Source organism: Micromonospora sp. CPCC 205739 (assembly GCF_036906795.1).
Taxonomy (GTDB): domain Bacteria; phylum Actinomycetota; class Actinomycetes; order Mycobacteriales; family Micromonosporaceae; genus Micromonospora.
This window is the reverse complement of sequence record NZ_JBAKHS010000015.1, coordinates 1-20,167: the sequence shown is the minus strand read 5'-3', so window position 1 is coordinate 20,167 and position 20,167 is coordinate 1. Positions and strand designations below refer to the sequence as shown.

17 protein-coding genes and 1 pseudogene are annotated in these 20,167 nt (G+C 72.7%); 5 read left to right on the top strand and 13 right to left on the bottom strand.

The genetic code is table 11. The features are described from left to right. Positions 1 to 1,329, bottom strand: coding sequence for a histidine--tRNA ligase (hisS, locus tag V6U88_RS20895; protein ID WP_334455378.1), 1,329 nt, complete (start codon positions 1,327 to 1,329; stop codon positions 1 to 3). A 51-nt stretch (positions 1,330 to 1,380) separates the two neighbouring features. Next, positions 1,381 to 2,100 carry an MBL fold metallo-hydrolase gene (locus V6U88_RS20890; protein WP_280837137.1) on the bottom strand — a complete coding sequence of 240 codons (720 nt, stop codon included), beginning with the start codon at positions 2,098 to 2,100 and terminating at the stop codon, positions 1,381 to 1,383. 259 nt (positions 2,101 to 2,359) lie between these two features. On the opposite strand from V6U88_RS20890, the gene V6U88_RS20885 reads away from it, so the two are divergent. Then, complete coding sequence (locus tag V6U88_RS20885; protein ID WP_334455376.1) at positions 2,360 to 3,244, top strand: peptidylprolyl isomerase; 885 nt, start codon at positions 2,360 to 2,362, stop codon at positions 3,242 to 3,244. A gap of 59 nt (positions 3,245 to 3,303) precedes the next feature. Further along, the gene (locus tag V6U88_RS20880) at positions 3,304 to 4,146 is read left to right on the top strand and encodes a peptidylprolyl isomerase (RefSeq protein ID WP_334455375.1); all 843 of its coding nucleotides are present in this window, start codon (positions 3,304 to 3,306) and stop codon (positions 4,144 to 4,146) included. Between the two features lie 61 nt (positions 4,147 to 4,207). Here V6U88_RS20880 and V6U88_RS20875 read toward each other — a convergent pair whose 3' ends face one another. The 9 genes from V6U88_RS20875 to V6U88_RS20835 all read right to left on the bottom strand — a co-directional run bounded on the left by V6U88_RS20875 (position 4,208) and on the right by V6U88_RS20835 (position 14,022). Continuing rightward, the gene (locus V6U88_RS20875; RefSeq protein WP_442934668.1) at positions 4,208 to 6,673 is read right to left on the bottom strand and encodes a RelA/SpoT family protein; all 2,466 of its coding nucleotides are present in this window, start codon (positions 6,671 to 6,673) and stop codon (positions 4,208 to 4,210) included. A gap of 169 nt (positions 6,674 to 6,842) precedes the next feature. Continuing rightward, positions 6,843 to 7,409 carry an adenine phosphoribosyltransferase gene (locus V6U88_RS20870; RefSeq protein WP_334455374.1) on the bottom strand — a complete coding sequence of 189 codons (567 nt, stop codon included), beginning with the start codon at positions 7,407 to 7,409 and terminating at the stop codon, positions 6,843 to 6,845. 94 nt (positions 7,410 to 7,503) lie between these two features. After that, positions 7,504 to 8,697: a protein translocase subunit SecF gene (secF, locus tag V6U88_RS20865; RefSeq protein ID WP_334455373.1), complete on the bottom strand. Its 1,194-nt coding sequence runs from the start codon at positions 8,695 to 8,697 to the stop codon at positions 7,504 to 7,506. Between the two features lies 1 nt (position 8,698). Continuing rightward, positions 8,699 to 10,633, bottom strand: a complete 1,935-nt coding sequence (gene secD / locus V6U88_RS20860) for a protein translocase subunit SecD (RefSeq protein ID WP_334455372.1) — start codon at positions 10,631 to 10,633, stop codon at positions 8,699 to 8,701. 227 nt (positions 10,634 to 10,860) lie between these two features. Next, positions 10,861 to 11,229, bottom strand: coding sequence for a preprotein translocase subunit YajC (gene yajC / locus V6U88_RS20855; protein ID WP_442934667.1), 369 nt, complete (start codon positions 11,227 to 11,229; stop codon positions 10,861 to 10,863). 121 nt (positions 11,230 to 11,350) lie between these two features. Beyond that, positions 11,351 to 12,415, bottom strand: coding sequence for a Holliday junction branch migration DNA helicase RuvB (gene ruvB, locus V6U88_RS20850; protein WP_334455369.1), 1,065 nt, complete (start codon positions 12,413 to 12,415; stop codon positions 11,351 to 11,353). A 40-nt stretch (positions 12,416 to 12,455) separates the two neighbouring features. Continuing rightward, the gene (ruvA, locus tag V6U88_RS20845) at positions 12,456 to 13,058 is read right to left on the bottom strand and encodes a Holliday junction branch migration protein RuvA (protein ID WP_334455367.1); all 603 of its coding nucleotides are present in this window, start codon (positions 13,056 to 13,058) and stop codon (positions 12,456 to 12,458) included. Beyond that, positions 13,055 to 13,582: a crossover junction endodeoxyribonuclease RuvC gene (gene ruvC, locus V6U88_RS20840; RefSeq protein ID WP_334455366.1), complete on the bottom strand. Its 528-nt coding sequence runs from the start codon at positions 13,580 to 13,582 to the stop codon at positions 13,055 to 13,057. The genes ruvA and ruvC overlap by 4 nt, the downstream gene beginning before the upstream one ends. A gap of 122 nt (positions 13,583 to 13,704) precedes the next feature. Next, positions 13,705 to 14,022 carry a DUF1905 domain-containing protein gene (locus V6U88_RS20835; protein WP_334455365.1) on the bottom strand — a complete coding sequence of 106 codons (318 nt, stop codon included), beginning with the start codon at positions 14,020 to 14,022 and terminating at the stop codon, positions 13,705 to 13,707. A gap of 191 nt (positions 14,023 to 14,213) precedes the next feature. Between V6U88_RS20835 and V6U88_RS20830 the strand changes: the two genes are divergently transcribed. Both V6U88_RS20830 and V6U88_RS20825 read left to right on the top strand, forming a co-directional pair. Continuing rightward, the gene (locus V6U88_RS20830) at positions 14,214 to 14,996 is read left to right on the top strand and encodes a 3-hydroxybutyrate dehydrogenase (protein WP_334455364.1); all 783 of its coding nucleotides are present in this window, start codon (positions 14,214 to 14,216) and stop codon (positions 14,994 to 14,996) included. Between the two features lie 14 nt (positions 14,997 to 15,010). Further along, complete coding sequence (locus tag V6U88_RS20825; RefSeq protein WP_334455362.1) at positions 15,011 to 16,930, top strand: helix-turn-helix domain-containing protein; 1,920 nt, start codon at positions 15,011 to 15,013, stop codon at positions 16,928 to 16,930. A 22-nt stretch (positions 16,931 to 16,952) separates the two neighbouring features. On the opposite strand, the gene V6U88_RS20820 is transcribed toward V6U88_RS20825, so the two are convergent. Both V6U88_RS20820 and V6U88_RS20815 read right to left on the bottom strand, forming a co-directional pair. Beyond that, a complete protein-coding gene (locus V6U88_RS20820; protein ID WP_334455361.1) occupies positions 16,953 to 17,561 on the bottom strand; it encodes a TetR/AcrR family transcriptional regulator in 609 nt (202 codons plus the stop codon). An 11-nt stretch (positions 17,562 to 17,572) separates the two neighbouring features. Beyond that, a complete protein-coding gene (locus V6U88_RS20815; RefSeq protein ID WP_334455360.1) occupies positions 17,573 to 19,141 on the bottom strand; it encodes an MFS transporter in 1,569 nt (522 codons plus the stop codon). Between the two features lie 738 nt (positions 19,142 to 19,879). Between V6U88_RS20815 and V6U88_RS20810 the strand changes: the two are divergent. Next, a pseudogene (locus V6U88_RS20810) lies at positions 19,880 to 20,167 on the top strand (hypothetical protein); the annotation flags it as partial.

The window sequence follows — 20,167 nt, the reverse complement described above, 5'->3', positions numbered from 1 at the left end:
TCAGCTGACCAGCGGCTTGAGGTCCTCCCGGGGCGGGGTCCACTCCCCCGCCGCAGCGCTCACCTGCTCGCCGGAGCGGATGTCCTTCACCTCGTCCGCCCCGCCCTCGGCACCCGGGAACCAGACGTACGGGATGCCCCGCCGCTCGGCGTACCGGATCTGCTTGCCGAACTTCGCCGCGCTCGGCGACACCTCCGTCGGCACCCCCCGCGACCGCAGCGCCTCGGCGACCCGGTTGCTGGCCGGACGCGCGTCCTCGCTGGTCACCGCGACCAGCACGCAGGTCGGCACGGTACGGGAGACCGACAGCGCGTCGGCGCCGAAGAGCAGCCCGAGCAGCCGGGTCACCCCGATCGAGATGCCCACCCCCGGGAACCGGACGGTGCCGGAGCTGGCCAGGTTGTCGTAGCGGCCGCCGGAGCAGACCGAGCCGAACCGCTCGTAGCCCACCAGCTGCGTCTCGTAGACGGTGCCGGTGTAGTAGTCCAGGCCACGGGCGATGCGCAGGTCGGCCACGCAGAGCCCCGGCGAGTGCGCGGCGGCGGTCTCCACCACGGCGACCAGCTCCTCGATCCCCTCGTCGAGCAGCGGGTCGCTCACCCCGAGGGCGCGCACCGCGTCGGCGAAGGAGGCGTCCGGCGCGGAGATCTCGGCCAGCGCCAGGCACGCCTTGGCCTGCGCCTCGCTCGCGCCGGCCGTCTCGGCCAGCAGCTCGGCCACCCGGGCCGGACCGATCTTGTCGAGCTTGTCGACCGCGCGCAGCGCCGCCTCTGGGTCGGTCAGCCCGATCCCCCGGTAGAAGCCCTCGCAGATCTTGCGGTTGTTGACCTGGATGCGCACCGGCGGGATCGGCAGCGAACGCAGCGCGTCGCCGATCACCAGGGGCATCTCCGCCTCGTAGTGCGCGGGCAGGGTGTCCCGGTCGACGATGTCGATGTCGGCCTGGAGGAACTCGCGGTAGCGCCCCTCCTGCGGCCGCTCGCCCCGCCACACCTTCTGGATCTGGTAGCGGCGGAACGGGAACTGCAGCTTGCCGGCGTTCTCCAGCACGTACCGGGCGAACGGCACGGTCAGGTCGAAGTGCAGACCGAGCGCGTCGTCACCGGCCGGGCCGTCGGTGTCGGCCTGCAACCGGCGCAGCACGTAGACCTCCTTCGAGGTCTCCCCCTTGCGCAGCAGCTGGTCCAGCGGCTCGACCGAGCGGGTCTCCAGCGGCGCGAAGCCGTACAGCTCGAAGGTGGCGCGGATCCGGTCCAGGACGAACTGCTCGATCATCCGCTGGCCGGGCGTCCACTCCGGGAAGCCGGAGATGGGCGTGGGCTTGCTCATGGCGTACTCCTTGCGTCCCGCGCGGAGGGCGCGGGGATGTCGTGGGCGCGGCTACAGGCCGCGGGCGGGCGCGGCCGGGCGCGCGGCACCGTCCCCCGCCACCTCGGCGAGGTACGGGTTGGTCGCGCGCTCGCGGCCGATGGTGGTCGCGGGGCCGTGGCCGGGCAGGACGACCGTGTCGTCCGCCAGCGGGAGAACCTTCTCCCGCAGGCTGGTCAGCATCCGGGGCATGCTGCCGCCCGGCAGGTCGGTGCGGCCGATCGAGCCGGCGAAGAGCACGTCACCGGAGAGGCAGATCTGCTCCGCCTCCCAGGGCGAGCCGGCGCCGGGCAGCCGGAACAGCACCGACCCGCCGGTATGGCCGGGGGCGTGGTCGACGGTGATCTCCAACCCGGCCAGCGCCAGCGTCGCGCCGTCGGTCAGCTCCGCCACGTCGTCCGGCTCCGTGTAGGGCAGCCGACCGCCGAAGAGCTGGGCGAGGTCCGCGGAGAGCCCCTTGGCCGGGTCGGCGAGCAGCTCCCGGTCGTCCGGGTGGACGTACGCCGGGATGCCGCGCGCACCGCAGACCGGCGCCACCGAGAAGGTGTGGTCGAGGTGGCCGTGGGTGAGCAGCACGGCGGCCGGGTGCAGACGGTGTTCGGCGAGCACGGCGTCGAGCCGGTCGAGCACCCCGATGCCGGGGTCGACCACCACGCACTGCTCCCCCGGCGCGGTCGCCACCACATAGCAGTTGGTGCCGAAGGCGTCCGCGGGAAAGCCGGCCACGAGCACGTCCGCTCCCCTTCCGTCGGTTCGTCGTCCCCACCGCAGCCTAGCCGCAGCGGCGATCCGATATCCGTGACCCACCCGTCCCGCCGACCCCGTACGGCACAGTGACGCACTCCGATAAACCCAGCCCGGACCTCGTACACCACTTTCCAAGCGGCTACCCGTACACTCTGGCGGGCGTGTGGCGTGGCGCACTGCGCGGCGCGCGGACGCGAGCGGCCCGAGCGCCGGTGACGACCAGGGCAGAGGAAGGGGAGCACGAGTGGCTTCCAGCAGGGACCGGCAGCGCAAGCTGGCACGGGAGAAGCTCGACCGGCAGCTGGCCCGGCGGGCCGCCGCCACCCGGCGGCGCCGGCAGATCCAGGCCGGCGTGGGCGCCGCGCTCGTGCTGGCGCTGATCGTGGTCGGGTCGGCCTGGGCGCTGGGCGCGTTCGACCGTGACCCGAAGCAGCAGGCCGCCCAGGACGTCTGCCTCTGGACGCCGCAGGACGCGAGCGCGAACACCAACCTCAAGGACGTCGGCACGCCGGCCACCACCGGCCTGCCCACCGCCGGCACCCGGCCGATGACGATCAACACCAACCAGGGCGGCCCGGTCACCGCCGAGCTCGACCTGGCCGGCGCCCCGTGCGCCGCGGCGAGCATCGCCCACCTGGCGACCCGCTCGTTCTACGACAACACCACGTGCCACGAGATCACCACCGAGGGGGCGCTGCGCTGCGGCGACCCCAGCGGCACCGGCCTCGGCGGCCCCACGTACTCCTTCTACGACGAGAACGTCCCCGCCGTGCCCGAGGCCAGCCCGTCGGCCAGCCCGGCCCCGGGCCAGCCGCCGGCGTACCCGAAGGGCACGATCGCCATGGTCGGTAACCCGCCGGGCAACAACGGCAGCCAGTTCCTCGTCTTCTTCAAGGACTTCAACCCGGCGAAGCCGACGTACCCGGTCGTCGGCCGGGTCACCGGCGGGCTCGACGTGATCGAGAAGATCGGTGCCCTGCCGACCGTGGACAATGGGACCGGGGCCAAGGTCAAGCCGAAGACCGACGTGCTGCTCCAGAAGCTCACCGTCGGCGAGCCGGCCACGGCCGGCACGGCCCCGACGAGCCCGGCTTCCGGCGCTCCGTCGGCCAGCCCCAGCGCCGGCTGAGCCGGACAGACCACCCGTACGCGGCGGCGACCGCGCCAGAAAGTCCAGGAGGAGTGACCGTGACGTCCACGAGAGAGCGGCAGCGCGCGGCGGCGCGGGCCCGACTCGAGCGGGAGATGGCCGAGCGCGCGGCCAAGGCCCGCAAGCGCCGGCAGACGCAGGCGATCGTCGGGGCCGCTGCGGTCCTGCTGCTCGTGGTTGCCGGCAGCGTCTGGCTGGCGAGGACCCTCGGCGGGGACGACGACCCGAAGCAGGACACCGCGGGCGGCACCCCGGGCTACGCCCAGTGCGCGTACACCGAGGCGCCGAAGGAGGGCCGGACCCCGCAGATCAAGGACGTCGGGCTGCCCCCCGCCCAGCAGAAGAACACCGGCACCCAGACGATGACGATCGACACCAACCTGGGCCCGATCACCGCCAAGATCGACCGCGCGGCGGTGCCCTGCACCGCGGGCAGCTTCACCCACCTGGCCAGCAAGGGCTTCTTCGACAACAGCAAGTGCCACCGCCTGGTGACCGAGGGCATCAAGGTGCTGCAGTGCGGTGACCCGAGCGCGACCGGCAAGGGCTGGCGGCAGACCGACGGCACCGGCGGCCCCGCCTACAACCTGGCCGAGGAGAACCTGCCGACCGACAAGCGCCCCCCGTACCCGGACGGCGTCATCGCGATGGCCAACTCGGGCCAGCCGGGCAGCACCGGCAGCCAGTTCTTCATCGTCTACGGCGACTCGCAGCTCGACCCGAACTACACGGTGCTGGGCACCGTCACCGGCGGCATGGACCTGGTCAAGCAGGTCGCGGCGGCCGGCGACGACAAGGCCTTCGCCCAGCAGGCCGGGGGCGGCCACCCGAAGAAGGAGGTCGTCATCACCAAGCTGGCGATGAGCGACATCCAGGGCTGATCCCACCCGTACGACGAAGCGCCCGCCGGCAGCAGCCGGCGGGCGCTTCTCGTACGCTGCCTCAGGCCCCCGAGGTGACCCGGTACGCGTCGAAGACGCCGTCGACCTTGCGGACCGCGGCCAGCAGGTGGCCCAGGTGCTTCGGGTCGGCCATCTCGAAGCTGAACCGGCTCACCGCCACCCGGTCCCGGGTGGTGGTGACGGTGGCGGAGAGGATGTTGACCCGCTCGTCGGAGAGCACCCGGGTGACGTCCGCGAGCAGCTTGTGCCGGTCCAGCGCCTCGACCTGTATCGCGACCAGGAACGTCGAGGCGGAGGTGAGCTTCCAGCTGACCTCGACCACCCGCTCGCTCTGGGCCCGCAGGTCCTCGGCGTTGGCGCAGTCGTCGCGGTGCACGCTCACCCCGCCGGAGCGGGTGACGAAGCCGAAGACCGCGTCCGGCGGCACCGGGGTGCAGCAGCGGGCCAGCTTGATCCAGACGTCGCTGACGCCCCGGACGACGACGCCCGGGTCCGCGCTGCTCTGCCGGCTGCGCGGCGGCCGGGTGGCGACGGCGGTCTCGGCGATGTCCTCCGCCGCGCCCTCCTCGCCGCCGTAGGTGGCCATCAGCTTCTGGACCACCGACTGGGCGGAGACCTGGCTGTCACCGACCGCCGCGTAGAGCGAGGCGACGTCGGCCAGGTGCAGGTCCCGGGCGATCGCCATCAGCGCGTCCGAGGTGAGCATCCGCTGCAACGGCATGCCCTGCTTGCGCATCGCCTTGACGATCGCGTCCTTGCCGGCCTCGATCGCCTCCTCGCGCCGCTCCTTGTTGAAGTACTGGCGGATCTTGGTGCGGGCGCGCGGGCTCTTGACGAAGCCCAGCCAGTCCTGTGTCGGGCCGGCCGTGTCGGACTTCGACGTGAAGATCTCGATCACGTCGCCGTTGGAGAGCGTCGACTCCAGCGGCACCAGCTTGCCGTTGACCCGCGCCCCGATGCACTTGTGGCCCACCTCGGTGTGCACCGCGTACGCGAAGTCCACCGGCGTCGACCCGGTCGGCAGCGGGATGACGTCACCCTTCGGGGTGAAGACGTACACCTCCTGGCTGGACAGGTCGAAGCGCAGCGCGTCGAGGAACTCGCTCGGGTCGGCCGCCTCCCGCTGCCAGTCCAGCAGCTGGCGCAGCCAGGTCATCTCGTCGATGTGCGCCGGCGGGCCGACGATCTGGGTGCCCTTGTGCTCCTTGTACTTCCAGTGCGCGGCGATGCCGAACTCCGCGGTGCGGTGCATCGCGTACGTGCGGATCTGCATCTCCACCGGCTTGCCGGTAGGCCCGATGACCGTCGTGTGCAACGACTGGTACATGTTGAACTTGGGCATGGCGATGTAGTCCTTGAACCGGCCCGGCACCGGCTGCCAGTTGGCGTGGATGACCCCCAGCGCCGCGTAGCAGTCCCGCACCGTGTCGACCAGGATCCGCACACCCACCAGGTCGTAGATGTCGTTGAAGTCGCGGCCCCGCACGATCATCTTCTGGTAGATCGAGTAGAGGTGCTTCGGCCGGCCGGTGGTCTCCGCCTTGATCTTGGCGGCCTTCAGATCGGTCTGCACCTTCTGCGTCACCTGCCGCAGCAGCGCCTCGCGCTGCGGCTGGTGCTCCCCGATCAGCCGGTTGATCTCCTCGTACCGCTTCGGGAACAGCGTGCCGAAGGCGAGATCCTCCAGCTCCCACTTGATCGTGTTCATACCGAGGCGGTGCGCCAGCGGGGCGAGGATCTCCAGCGTCTCCTTGGCCTTCTGCTCCTGCTTGGGGCGGGGCAGGAAGGTCAGGGTGCGCATGTTGTGCAGCCGGTCGGCCAGCTTGATCACCAGGACCCGGGGGTCCTTCGCCATCGCCACGACCATCTTGCGGATGGTCTCCGCCTTGGCCGCGTCGCCGAGCTTGACCTTGTCGAGCTTGGTCACCCCGTCGACCAGGAGGGCGACCTCCGGGCCGAAGTCCGCGCGCATCTGGTCGAGGGTGTACTCGGTGTCCTCGATCGTGTCGTGCAGCAGCGCCGCGACCAGGGTGGTGGTGTCCATGCCCAGGTTGGCCAGGATGGTGGCCACGGCCAGCGGGTGGGTGATGTACGGGTCGCCGGACTTGCGGTACTGACCCGAGTGCCAGCGGGCGGCGGTGTCGAACGCGCGCTGCAGCAGCCGCGCGTCGGCCTTGGGGTGGGCGTCCCGGTGGGTGGCGATCAGCGGTTCCAGAACCTCGCTGACCTGCGAACTCTGCCAGGGCGCGTTGAACCGGGCGAGCCGGGCCCGCACCCGACGGCCGGTCGGCGCGTTGGAGAGGGCGAAACCCGCGCTCGGCGCGGGGTCGCCGTCGGTCGGCAGCGGCACCACGGTCGCGCCGGCGTCGACAGCCTCGACGACGACGCCGTCGACGGCGCCTGCCGTCCGGGCCGGCGGGTTGCTCTTCCGGTCGGCCACCGAGCCGTCAGCGTCGCCTGTCGGGTGCACCGTGCCCTCCACCGGAGGGACGACATCGTGGGACACCGGCCTCCTCACCGCTCGCCGGAAAACACCGACCGTAGCTCCGGCCGGTCTGGTCCTTCGCCGCCGGACGGGGACCCGCCCGGTCAGCAAAGGGCAATGCTACCCGCACGGTGGGTGCGGTGCCGCTCCGCCGGACGGTCCGCACCGGGTCCGTCCGGCGGGGCCGGCATCAAACGGTCAGCAGGGCATGGACCGGACGTCCGGCGAGCTTCTTGCGGCCCTCCAGGAAGCCCAGCTCCAGCAGGACGGTGAACCCGGCCACCGTGCCACCGGCCCGCTCGACCAGGTCGAGGGTGGCCTCGGCGGTGCCGCCGGTGGCCAGCACGTCGTCGACCACCAGCACCCGGTGCCCGGCGGTGAAGGCGTCCCGGTGCACCTCCAGGGTCGCCTCGCCGTACTCCAGCGCGTACGAGGCGGAGTAGGCGGCGCGGGGCAGCTTGCCGGCCTTGCGCACCGGCACCACGCCGACCCCGGTGGCGTACGCGATGGCGGCGGCGATCACGAAGCCGCGGGCCTCGATGCCGACCACGGTGTCGAACGAGTCACGCCCGTGGTACTCGACGATCCCGTCGATCACCTCGCGGAACACGTCACCGTCGGCGAAGAGTGGCATCAGGTCCTTGAACATGACGCCGGGCTTGGGGAAGTCGGGCACGTCCAGCACCCGGCTGGCCACCAGCCGGGCGACCTGCGGGCCGCTGTCTCCCCGGGCCCCGGTGCTGTGGGTCTGCGTCACGGTGCTCCCTCCAACGACGACGGCGTCCTCCATGCCGCTCGCACAGCATGAAGGACGCCGTCGGGTCGATTCCTACCGGGTGGCTCCCGACCGGTCAGCGCCGCTTGGCGCCGCCGCCCGGCCGGTTGCCGCCGCCGCCGCTGGGACGGCCGCCCCGGGCGCCGGTCGGACGCTTGCCGGCGGGCCGGGCACCCACCTTCGGCGCGGAGCCGGCCAGGGCGGCCGCCTCGGCGTCGATCGGCTCGTCGCCGCCCTCGGCCGCGCGGGGCGCGCCCTTCGGGGCGAGCTCGCCCCGAGCCATCGCACCCCGCCGGGCCAGCACCCGCTTGTTGTGCGCCTGGATCCGCGGGTCGTAGTTCTTCATCAGCACCAGCAGCGGGGTGGCCAGCAGGATCGAGGTCAGGAAGGCCACCGCCATACCGACGAAGAGCACCAGACCGAGGTCCTTCAGGGTGCCCGCGCCGAGCAGCCCGGCACCGATGAAGAGCAGGCCGCCGACGGGGAGCAGGGCGACCACCGAGGTGTTCAGCGACCGCATCAGGCTCTGGTTGAGCGCCAGGTTGGACGCCTCGCCGTACGTCTGGTTGTTGTTCGCCGTGATGCCGCGGGTGTTCTCCTGCACCTTGTCGAAGACCACCACCACGTCGTAGAGCGCGAAGCCCAGGATCGTCAGGAAGCCGATGATCGTCGACGGGGTGACCTCGAAGCCGACCAGCGAGTAGATGCCGGCGGTGAGGATCAGGTTCATGAACAGCGAGACGATCGCGGCGACCGCCATCCGCCACTCGAAGCGCAGGATCAGGTAGACGGCCACCACCGCGACGAAGATGATCAGACCGAGCAGGGCGCGCGAGGTGACCTGCTGACCCCACGCCTCGCTGACCTGGTTGCCGCTGATCTGGTCGGCGTTGATCCCGAACTCCCGGGCCATCTCGGCCTTGACCTCGGTGGCCTGCGCCGGGCTGAGCTGCGAGGTGCGCAGCTCGTAGTACTCGCCGCTGGTGCTGCCGACCTTCTGCGCGGTCACCACCTCGGCGTCGCCGCCCTTGGCCGCGAGCGCCGCGTCGACCTTCTCCTCGGCCTGGTCGAGGGTGCCGACGCTGGCCGGCACCTGGAACGAGTTGCCGCCGGCGAACTCGATGCCGAGTTTGAAGCCCTGCACCGCGAAGCTGAGCAGTGCGATCAGCACCAGCACGCCCGCGACGGCGAACCACAGCTTGCGCCGGCCGACGATGTTGAGACCGGCCTCGCCCCGGTAGAGCCGGGACGCCAGACCACTCTTAGCCATCTCAGGCCTCCTTCACGCGCGGGGTGCGGGGCGAGTCCTGCTCGGCCGACCGGGCCGGCAGGGCCCGGCCGAGACCGCTGACCCGCGGGGACAGGAACGCCCGGGTACGGGCGAACATCGTCATGATCGGGTGCCGGAAGAGGAAGACCACGACCAGGTCCAGCACGGTCGCCAGGCCGAGGGCGAAGGCGAAGCCCTTCACCGTGCCGACCGAGACGACGTAGAGGACCACGGCGGACATCAGCGTGATCGCGTTCGCCGAGATGATCGTCCGGCGGGCCCGGATCCAGGCACGCGGCACCGCGCTGCGCGGACTGCGCCCCTCCCGGATCTCGTCCTTGAGCCGCTCGAAGTAGATGACGAAGGAGTCCGCCGCCACACCGAGCGAGACGATCATGCCGGCGATGCCGGCGAGGGTGAGGGTGAAGCCGATCTGCCGGCCGAGCACCACCAGCGCGCCGAAGACCAGCGCCGCCGAGAGCACCAGGCTCAGGAAGATCACCGAGCCCAGCAGGCGGTAGTAGAAGAACGAGTAGATGATGACCAGCAGCATGCCGATACCGGCGGCCAGCAGGCCGGCCCGCAGGTGGCTGTCGCCCAGGGTGGCGGTGACGTTCTGCTGCTCCTGCGGCTCGAAGGTCACCGGCAGCGCGCCGTAGCGCAGCTGGCTGGCCAGCTTGTTGGCGTCGGTGCTGTTGAAGTTGCCGGTGATCTGCGAGTCGCCGGTCAGCACGCCCTGGATCTCGGGGGAGGAGACGATCTCGTTGTCCAGCACGACCGCCACCCGGCACTTGCCGTCCTGGCCGAGCGCGGTCTGGTCGCAGGCGCCGCCGGTGTTGTTGAACGCCTCGCGGGTCAGGTTGGTCCACTTCTCCTGGCCGTCGCCGGTGAAGTTGAGGCTGACCACCCAGGCGCTGGTCTGGTCGAGCACCGCGTTGGCGTCGTCGACGTCGGTGCCGACCACCTTCGCCGTGTCGAGCAGGTACTTGGCGGCGCCGTCCTCACAGGCGACCGCCTGCTGCTTCTCGTCCTTGATCGACGCGGCCGGCCGATCGTCCAGCTGGGCGCAGGTGATCGTCGGGACGTTGAACTGCATCTGCGGCGTCAGCACCGCGATCTCCTGCGGGGAGAGCGCGCCGAACGGCTTGAGCTTCTCCGCCAGGGACGGGTCGGCGGTGAGGTCGGCCGGGGCCTGCAGCGCGCTCGCGGCGGCCCAGGCGGCCGGTCCCACCTTCTTCTCGACGGCCTGGCGCTGCTCCTGGATGCTCTGCGGCACCGGGGCGGCGGGGGCGCTCGGCGACGCGGCGGGGGCGCTCGGCGAGGCCGGGGCGGAGGGAGTGGCGCTGGCGCTCGGCGCGGGGGCGCCGCCGCCCTGACCGCCGGCGCTCGGCGACGAGGTCGCCTTGGGCGCGCCGCTGCCCGACGGCTTCGGCGACGCGCTGCCCGACGGCTTCGGCGACGCGCTGCCCGACGGCGCCGGGGAGGCGCTGCCGGAGGGGGCGGGGGTCGCCGCCGGGGCGGCGGCCGCGCCGCTGCCGTCCGCCGCCTTGAGGACCTTGCGGAAGCGCAGCTCGGCGGCGCTGCCGACGTCGGTCAGCTCACGGTTCTGACCGGGCAGGGAGATGACGATGTTCCGGTTGCCCTCGGTGACCACCTCGGCCTCGGCCACGCCGTAGGCGTTGACCCGGCTCTCGATGATCTGGCGCGCCTCTTCGAGGTTCTCCGAGGTCGGGGGCTTGCCGTCGAGGCTGTTGGTGGCCTCCAGCGTGAGCCGGGTGCCGCCGATCAGGTCCAGGCCGAGCCGGGGCTCCAGCCGGTCCTTCCAGCCGCCGCTGGCGCCGCCCGAGAAGAACACCAAAAGATAGAGGACGACGAAGATGAGCCCGAGTACGGCGAGCTGCCGTCCGGGGCGCATCTGTCCCTGAGGTGGTGCCACGGCTGTCCTGTCTCCCTGTAACGGTCGCGCCGCCGGTGGGGGCGGCGAACGTCGGGCCCGGGGTCCGGGCCGACGAGCTCTCCGGGGCCGGCGCCCGCCGGTCGGCACGGCGTACCGCCACCGACGCGGGGGCGTCGGTCGGGGCGCGTGCCGGCGTCGGGCGTCGACCCACCTGTTCAGTTGTCACGCTCCGCCCGCCGATCCCCAGGGGAGGGCGGGCGAGGCGTTCACTCCTTGACGGCGTCCGCCGCGTCCTCGGTGACCGGCTCGGTCGACTCGGTGCGCTCGGCCTGGTTGACCACCCGGGCGATGGCCGGCCGGGCGTAGCGGGTCTGGACGCCGGGGGCGACCTCGAGCAGCACGGTGTCGTCGGCAACACCGGTGACCGTGCCGTAGAGCCCGCCGATGGTGACGACCTCGTCACCCGGGGCCAGCGCGGACTGCATGGCCTCGGCTTCGCGCCGCCGCTTCTGCTGCGGGCGGATCATCATGAAGTACATGACGCCGAAGAGCAGGGCGATCATGAGGATCGGCGTGAGACCGCCGGCTCCCCCGCCGCCCGCTGCTGCGTAAACCACGGTGTGTGACCTTCCCATTGGCCCCCGGTTCGGCACGAGGGGTGCCGGAGCGGAGGCGGATTCTCACGTCCTGTACAGACCGCGGCGAGTCTAATCCCTGCACCTGGGAACGCCGAATGCGGTACAGATCACGTTCACATCACGGCTGATCCGGTGCGGCGGAGAACAGATCGGGCACGGAAGGGGCCTCGGCACCAAATGTACCATTTGGCGGCGTACGGCCCAGATGGTGCCAGGCCGCCTCGGTGGCGACCCGCCCGCGCGGCGTCCGGGCGAGCAGTCCGGCCCGGACCAGGAACGGCTCGCAGACCTCCTCGACGGTGTCCGGCTGCTCCCCCACCGCCACGGCCAGGGTGGAGAGCCCGACCGGCCCACCCCGGAACGAGTCGACCAGGGCGGTCAGCACCGCCCGGTCCAGCCGGTCCAGGCCGAGCGCATCGACGTCGTACACGGTCAGGGCCGCCCGTGCGGTCTCCAGGGTGACCACGCCCTCGGCCCGCACCTCGGCGAAGTCCCGGACCCGGCGCAGCAGCCGGTTGGCGATCCGGGGGGTGCCCCGGGAGCGGCCGGCGATCTCGGTCGCCCCGTCGTCGGTGATCGGCACGCCGAGGATCCGCGCCGAACGGTGCAGCAGCGCCTCCAGGTCGGCCGGGGCGTAGAAGTCCAGGTGTGCGACGAAGCCGAACCGGTCGCGCATCGGGCCGGTCAGCAGCCCGGACCGGGTGGTCGCGCCGACCAGGGTGAACGGCTCCACGTCCAGCGGGATCGCGGTGGCACCGGGTCCCTTGCCGACCACCACGTCGACCCGGAAGTCCTCCATCGCGCTGTAGAGCAGCTCCTCGGCCGGCTTGGCGATCCGGTGGATCTCGTCGATGAAGAGCACGTCGCCCTCGGCGAGGCTGGTCAGGATCGCCGCCAGGTCACCGGAGCGCTCGATCGCCGGACCGCTGGTCACCCGGATGCCGGCGCCCAGCTCGGCGGCGACGATGTTGGCGAGCGTGGTTTTCCCGAGGCCAGGCGGCCCGGACAGGAGGATGTGGTCCGGCGGGGAGCCGCGCCGCATCGCACCCTGCAGCAGCAGGTCGAGCTGGTCGCGGACCCGGTGCTGGGCGATGAACTCCGCCAGCCGCTTCGGCCGGACGCTGGCCTCCGCGTCCAGCTCGGCGTCGTTGACGTACGCCGAGACGAGACCGTCGCCGGTCATCGGGCCACCTCCGTCCGCTGAGCCTGTGCGGTGGGCGCGCTCATCGGGTGCGGCCCAGCAGTCGGATCGCCTGCTTCAGCAGGACCGGCACCGGCGGGGTCGGCCCGTCGACGGTCTCCGCGACCGCCGCCACCGCCTGGTCGGCCTGCCCGGCCGTCCAGCCCAGCCCGACCAGCGCCTGGCGGACCTGCTCGGGCCAGGCGCCGGCGGTGACCCCGGCCGCGCCGTCGGCGCCGACCGGCACCGGGCCGATCCGGTCGCGCAGCTCCAGGACCAGGCGTTCCGCGCCCTTCTTGCCGATGCCCGGTACCCGGGTCAGCGCGGCGGTGTCGGCGTTGGCGATGGCCTTGCGGACGGCGTCCGGGGTGTGCACGGCGAGCACCGCCTGGGCCAGCCGGGGCCCCACCCCGCTGGCCGTCTGGAGCAGCTCGAAGAGCTGCTTGGCGTCGTCGTCGGCGAAGCCGTAGAGGGTGAGCGAGTCCTCCCGGACGACCAGGCTGGTGGCGAGCCGGGCCGGCTGACCGACCCGCAGGTCGGCGAGCGTGCCCGGGGCGCACTGCACCGCCAGGCCGATCCCGCCCACCTCCACCACCGCGTGGTCCGGACCGGTCGCGGTCACCGTGCCGCGCACGCTGGCGATCATCGTGCTCCTCCTCGTCGGACCCGATCGGCGGCGGCGGCCAGCTTCGACCGCGTGCCGCCCCGCCACACGTGACAGATGGCCAGGGCCAGGGCGTCGGCGGCGTCGGCCGGCTTCGGCGGCTCGGGCAGCCGCAGCAGCCGGGTCACCATGGCCGTCATCTGCCGCTTGTCGGCCTGACCGGAACCGGTCACGGCCGCCTTCACCTCGCTGGGGGTGTACGTCTGCACCGGCAGCCCGGCGCGGGCCCCGGCGAGCACGGCGATCCCGCTGGCCTGGGCGGTGCCCATCACCGTGCGGACGTTGTGCTGGCTGAAGACCCGCTCGACGGCGACGGCGTCCGGCCGGTGCTCGGTGACCAGGTCGGTGAGCGACCGGTCCAGGTGCAGCAGGCGCAGCGGCAGCTCGTCGGCCGGATCGGTGTAGACGACGTAGTAGGCGATCAGGGTGCAGGGCCGCCCCGGCACGCCCTCGACCACGCCGACTCCGCACCGGGTCAGCCCCGGGTCGACGCCGAGCACGCGCACGCCGCCTCCTCCCCCAGCCGCCAGCAGTACGTGTGTTCGACACCCTACTGGTCGGCCCGGCACGGCACCCGGGGGGACACGCCGCCGTACCGGCGCGGCGACGCGTGTTCCCCACCACGCCGCTACAGCCGGGCGTGGTCGACCTCCACGACGACGGTGACGACGTCGCCGTCGTCCTTGCCGGCGCGGATCCGGGCCGGCACCGCCAGCAGCCAGCCCGCCGACCGGTCCCGCCAGACGCTGGTGGACCAGGTGCGACCGTCCACGGTGGCGGTCACCGGGACCCGGCCGAACGGACCGGCGGCGCCGGGCGCGTGCTCCTCGGGCACCGGGGCGAAGACCCACCCGCCGGCGCCCGGCCAGCGGACCAGCATCGCCGAGAAGCCGGCCCGGCCGGCCGGGACCTGGTCGGGGCCGCCCGGCGGCACGCGTGTCGTCACTGCCACCTCCCGCCGTCCGGGGCGGCCAGGGTTGGCCGGCCGGACGTTGTCACCGTGCCACGGACCAGCGACAGTTCCGCCCGCCCCACACCGGCGTAAGGCCGATGCCGGTACGCCCACACAGAACGGCGGTCGAGTATGTGTCGCTGCCCCATGTGCCGCCGGCCACACAGCTCGTAACTTCTTGCGCCATGACGGCAGAACCCGTGGCGGTCCCCCACGTCGTACACGTCGACCTCTCCGGTCGTAGCGCCCTGGTGACCGGTGGTGGCAGTGGCATCGGCCGGGCGTGCGCCCTGCGGCTGGCGGAGGCCGGGGCGAAGGTGCTGGTGGTGGACCGCAACCTCGACGCGGCCAAGGCGGTCGCCGTCGAGGCCGGCGCCCGCGCCGAGGGGGTCGACCTGTCGGACCTGGCGGCGGTCGACCGGCTCGACACCGACGTCGACATCGTGGTCAACAACGCCGGGCTCCAGCACGTCGCGCCGGTCCAGGACTTCCCCACCGAGCGCTTCTCCCACCTGCACCGGGTGATGGTGGAGGCGCCGTTCCAGATCATCCGGCGGGCGCTGCCCCACATGTACGCCCGGGGCTGGGGCCGGATCGTCAACATCTCCTCGGTGCACGGGCTGCGCGCCTCGCCGTACAAGGCGGCGTACGTCTCGGCCAAGCACGCCCTGGAGGGGCTGTCCAAGGTCGTCGCCCTGGAGGGCGCGGCGCACGGGGTCACCGCCAACTGCATCAACCCGGCGTACGTGCGGACCCCGCTGGTGGAGAGCCAGATCGCCGACCAGGCGGCCACCCACGGCATCGGCGAGGACGAGGTGATCGAGAAGATCATGCTGGCCCGGGCGGCGATCAAGCGGCTGATCGAGCCGGATGAGGTGGCCGAACTGCTGGCGTACCTCTGCTCGCCGCCGGCGGCCTTCATCACCGGCGCCTCGATCGCCCTCGACGGGGGCTGGACGGCCAACTAGTGGCTGCCCGCACAATGAGCGTCATGTCGTCGCCGGTCGAGTTTCTGGAGCTGCTCGCCCGGGAGGCGGCGGCGGTCGAGTTCGAGGGCCCGCTGGTCGCCGCCCGGGCCGCCGGACTGCCCGCCGATCGGCTGGCCGAGCTCGAACAGGCCAAGACGGTGGCGCTACGCGTCCGCGCGCTGCTGGAACGCCGCCGCCGCCGGGAGACCGAGCTCTCCGGGCTGTACGACACGGTCAGCGACCTGGCCGGGCTGCGCGACCTGGACGACGTGCTGCGGGCCATCGTGCACCGGGCCCGGCACCTGCTCGGCGCCGACGTCGCCTACATGACCCTCAACGACGACGAGCGCGGCGACACCTACATGCGGGTCACCGACGGCTCGGTCTCGGCCCGGTTCCAGCGGCTGCGGCTCCCGATGGGCGCCGGTCTCGGCGGTCTGGTGGCCCAGTCCGGCGCCCCCTACGTCACGGCCAACTATCCGGAGGACGACCGCTTCCACCACACCGGCGAGATCGACGCCGGGGTGGGCGAGGAGGGGCTGGTGGCCATCCTCGGGGTGCCGCTGCGGCTCGGTTCGACCTCGATCGGCGTCCTCTACGCCGCGAACCGCTCGGCGCGCCCGTTCGTCCGCGAGGAGGTGGCCCTGCTGGTGTCGCTGGCCGCGCACGCCGCGGTGGCGATCGACACCGCGCGGCTGCTCGCCGAGACCCGCTCGGCGCTGGAGGAGCTCTCCGCGGCCAACACCACCATCCGGGCGCACAGCAGCTCGGTGGAGCGGGCCGCCGCCGCGCACGACCGGATGACCGCGCTGGTGCTGCGCGGCGGCGGGGTGGAGGACGTGGCGGCGGCGGTCACCGAGGTGCTCGGCGGGGCGCTGCTGGCGCTGGACTCCGAGGGACGGCTGCTGGCCCGGGTCGGTGAGATCGAGGAGCCGGACCGGGCGGACATGGTGGAGGCGGTGGCCGCGTCGCGGACCGAGGGGCGCAGCGTGCGCCGGGGCCCGCTCTGGTACGCCGCGGTGGTCGCCGGCGCGGAGAATCTGGGCGCGCTGGTGCTGCGCCCGGACGACGACCTGGTCGACGCCGACCAGCGCATCCTGGAGCGGGCCGCGCTGGTGACGGCGCTGCTGCTGCTGTTCCGCCGCACGGTCGCCGAGGCCGAGGGACGGGTCCGCGGCGAGCTGCTCGACGACCTGATCGCCCGGCCGCTGCGGGACACCGACGCGCTGCGCAACCGGGCCCGCCGGCTCGGGGTCGACCTCGACGCGCCGCACGTGCTGGTGGCGGTCGGCGACGACGCGATCGCGGCGACCGGGTCGGCCCGGCTGCGGGTGCTCTCCTGGGCCACCACGTACGCCTCGACCCGGGGTGGCCTGGCCGCGGCGCGCGACGGGCGGGTGGTGCTGATGCTGCCCGGCCGGGACGCCGGCGGCAGTGCCCGCGCGGTGGCCCGGGACCTGTCCCGGGTGACCGGCCGCCCGGTGACCGCCGGGGCGAGCGGCCCGGCGTCCGGGCCGTCGGGGCTGGCCGCCACGTTCACCGAGGCGGACCGCTGCCTCACCGCGCTCGGCGCGCTGGGCCGGGCCGGCGAGGGGGCGAGCACCGCCGAGCTGGGTTTCGTCGGGCTGCTCCTCGGCACGGTGGGCGACCAGGGCGAGCGGGACGTCGCCCGGTTCCTGACCGCGACGGTCGGGCCGGTGCTCGACTACGACGCGCGGCGCGGCACCGCGCTGGTGCGGACGCTGGAGGCATACTTCGGGGTGGGCGGCAGCCTGGCCCGGGCCGCCGAGCAACTGCACGTGCACGTCAACACGGTGACCCAGCGGCTGGAGCGGGTCGGGCAGCTGCTCGGCGCGGACTGGCAGAAGCCGGAGCGGGCGCTGGAGGTGCAGCTGGCGCTGCGCCTGCACCGGCTGCGCGCCCCCGCGAGCTGAGCACCGAGCGGGTAGGCACCCTTCAGCGGGCCCGGATGCCCTCCAGCACCCCGTCGACGATCCGCTCGGGAAGGATCCGGTCGTCCAGTTCCGGGTGCCAGCGCAGCATCCGCTGCACGAGCATCGGCCCGGTGAGCAGCGCCATCGTCACCTCGACGTCGAGGTCCGCGCGGAGCTCGCCGGTGCGGATTCCGCGCCGCAGCACGTCGCGCATCAGCTGCCGGCGTGGCTCGATGATGTTCTGGTAGAGCTGGAAGTGGTCCGGGCTGCGGTTCACCTCGGGCACCAGGCACGGCATGATCTTCACGGCGCGCGGGTCGATGTTGTGCCCGACCGCGCCGACCAGCAGCACCAGGTCGTCGCGGACGGAGTGCCCGGCCGGCTGCGGCAGGATCCCCTTGAGCCGGCGCAGCGCGTCGAGCAACAGCGCGTCCTTGCCCGGCCAGCGCCGGTAGATGGTGGCCTTGCCGACCCCGGCGCGGCTGGCGATCGCCTCGATCGACAGCGCCTCGATGGTGCTGCCCTCGGCGAGCAGATCGAGGGTGGCCTCGATGATGGCCTCGTCCGCGCGGACGCTCCGCGGTCGCCCGGGCGACCGCGGAGCATCTGCGGTGGAAGTCATGTCGGACATTATCGCCGAACCTATGCCGTTCCGGCCAACTCCGGTTCGCCCACCACCGGCGCAGCGGCGGGCGCTCCCACGGCCCGGCCCGGCATCCACCGCAGCACGATGAGGATGCCGAGGGCGGCCACCACCGCGGAGAGCGCCGCCGCCCAGTGCATGGCCGAGACGAACGAGTCGTTGGCCGCCGCGATCAGCTTCGGCGCCGCCGGCCCGAGCTGGCCCGCCGCCGCGTACGCGCCGGAGATGGACTCGTTGGCGGCGTCGCGGGCCGGGGCGGGGAGGCTGTCGACGGCCGAGGCGATGTCCCCGCGGTAGACCGCGGAGAGCACCGAGCCGAGTACGGCCACGCCGAGCGCGCCGGCGACCTGCCGCACGGTGTTGCTGACGGCCGAGCCCACGCCGGCCTTCTCCCGGGGCAGCGCCGACATGATCGACTCGGTGGCCGGCGGCATGATGTTGGCCATCCCGGCGCCCTGGAGGAAGAAAAACACCAGCACCACCCAGATCGGCGTGCTCGCGTCGACGAAGGCGAACGCGCCCAGGGCCACCACGGTCAGCGTCAGCCCGACCACCGCGACCGCCTTGCCGCCGTAGCGGCCGACCATGGCGGCGCTGCGCGGGGCGAAGACCAGCTGGGCGGCGGCGAAGGGCAGGAAGAGCAGGCCGGTCTCCAGCGGGCTGTAGCCGCGGACCAGCTGGAGGTAGAACGAGCTGAAGAACATGACGCCCATCGCGGCGAAGAAGACCAGACCGACGATGGCCACCGGCGCGGCGAAGCGCGGCACCCGGAACAGCCGGACGTCCAGCGACGGGTGGTCGCTGCGCCGCTCGTGGGCGACGAACCAGGCCAGCACCGCCAGGCCGCCGGCGACGGACGCCCACACCACCGGCCGGTCGAAGCCGTGCTCGCCGCCGTCGATGATGCCGTAGGTCAGCGCGACCAGACCCACCACCGACAGCAGGACGCCGAGCAGGTCCACCCGGCCCGGCTGCGGGTCCCGGGACTCCGGCACCAGCAGGGCCACCAGGACCACGCAGGCCACCACCACCGGCACGTTGATCAGGAAGACCGAGCCCCACCAGTAGTGCTCCAGCAGGGCGCCGCCCAGGATGGGGCCGATCGCCACGGCGAGGCCGACCGCGCCGGCCCAGACGCCGATCGCCCGGCCCCGTTCCCGGGGGTCGAAGACGTTGGAGATGATCGACAGGGTCACCGGCATGATCGCCGCGCCGCCGACACCCATCAGCGCGCGGGCCGCGATCAACTGGCCGGGATCCTGCGCGTACGCCGACAGCAGCGACGCCAGGCCGAAGAGCGCGAGCCCGATCACCAGGAAGCGGCGGCGGCCGAAGCGGTCACCGAGCACGCCGAAGGTGAAGAGCAGCCCGGCGAAGACCAGCGTGTAGGAGTTGATCGACCACTCCAGCTCGCCCTGGCTGGCGCCGAGGCCGTGCACCGGGTCGGCGAGGGTACGCAGCGCGACGTTGAGGATGGTGTTGTCGAGGACGACGACGAGCAGGCTGACCACCAGCACCGCGAGGATCGCCCACCGCCTCGGGTGTCCCGTGTTCTCGTGCGGTTCCATGTATCTGGTTCTCCCCCGGGCTCCCGTGCCGCACAAATACGATACGGATCAGACTCGTAATGCGCCGAGCGTAAGGCGTCGAGTTTCGATACGGAACCGGATCGTATCGTATGTGTCGGGAGTCACGCTTGCCGTTCCCTGGCGCGGCCGTTGCCTCGCGCGTCGTGGCCATCCGGCTCTCGCCCGGTCGGTGCTGCTCCTGGGCCCCGTCAGGCTCGGGTTCCGCCCGACTGGGGCCGCTGTCCGGTTTGGCGCCGTCGGCTCCACCGGGATGCCGTCGCGCGGTATGTGCGGCGGGTGCCCGGCCCGGGGCTTCCGAATGTCGGACTGCGGGGGCTGCTGTGCCGGATCGTCCCGTGACCGGCGGCACCCCAGGGGCGGAATGGTGGCGGGGCCGGGGTCGTTACATCCACTGGACGACCGCAGCAGCAACCCTGCCGGCCCGGGGTGCGAGCCCCCGGAATGATGGTGGGCGGCGGGTCGTTACATCACCTGGACGATCGCAGCAGCAACCCGCGTGGCCTGATGACGTGGCCGGGCCGGGATGCGGGCCCCGGAATGACGATGGGCCGCCGGTCGTTACACCTGAACCCGGCGCCGCGAGCCCCCCGCTCGCGAAGCCTGCCGGACCCGAAGACTTTTCCCTTTGAACGTTGAGCGCCCTTGTTGTGGTGCTTGCCCACGTGCTCGACCCCCCAGTCGAGGCGTGGTGCCGACCCCCGCATTGGAGCTTCTCTGATGAACACGATCATGCGTAAGAGCGTTCTCGGTATCGCTGGTCTGGCCGTCGCCGGTGGTCTCGCCGCCGGCCCGCTCAACCACGGCACCACCGACACCGTCGACACCCGGCCCTTCGCCGTCGCGGTGCAGGCCGACAAGCCGGCCGTCGACAAGGCCAAGCTGATCCCGCACGGCGTGCAGGGCAACCAGTCGCACATCGACCTCAGCGACGAGCAGGTCGGCAACGTGAAGGCGATCATCGCGGCGACGAAGAAGTCCGACATGGACGAGCGCGCCGCCGTGGTC

What these genes read in the sequence shown, in the direction of transcription:
- hisS (WP_334455378.1), bottom strand. Translation starts at nt 1,329, where the DNA reads ATGAGCAAGCCCACGCCCATCTCCGGCTTCCCGGAGTGGACGCCCGGC.
- secF (WP_334455373.1), bottom strand. Translation starts at nt 8,697, where the DNA reads ATGGCTAAGAGTGGTCTGGCGTCCCGGCTCTACCGGGGCGAGGCCGGT.
- yajC (WP_442934667.1), bottom strand. Translation starts at nt 11,229, where the DNA reads ATGGGAAGGTCACACACCGTGGTTTACGCAGCAGCGGGCGGCGGGGGA.
- ruvB (WP_334455369.1), bottom strand. Translation starts at nt 12,415, where the DNA reads ATGACCGGCGACGGTCTCGTCTCGGCGTACGTCAACGACGCCGAGCTG.
- ruvA (WP_334455367.1), bottom strand. Translation starts at nt 13,058, where the DNA reads ATGATCGCCAGCGTGCGCGGCACGGTGACCGCGACCGGTCCGGACCAC.
- V6U88_RS20830 (WP_334455364.1), top strand. Translation starts at nt 14,214, where the DNA reads ATGACGGCAGAACCCGTGGCGGTCCCCCACGTCGTACACGTCGACCTC.
- V6U88_RS20825 (WP_334455362.1), top strand. Translation starts at nt 15,011, where the DNA reads ATGAGCGTCATGTCGTCGCCGGTCGAGTTTCTGGAGCTGCTCGCCCGG.
- V6U88_RS20820 (WP_334455361.1), bottom strand. Translation starts at nt 17,561, where the DNA reads ATGTCCGACATGACTTCCACCGCAGATGCTCCGCGGTCGCCCGGGCGA.
- V6U88_RS20815 (WP_334455360.1), bottom strand. Translation starts at nt 19,141, where the DNA reads ATGGAACCGCACGAGAACACGGGACACCCGAGGCGGTGGGCGATCCTC.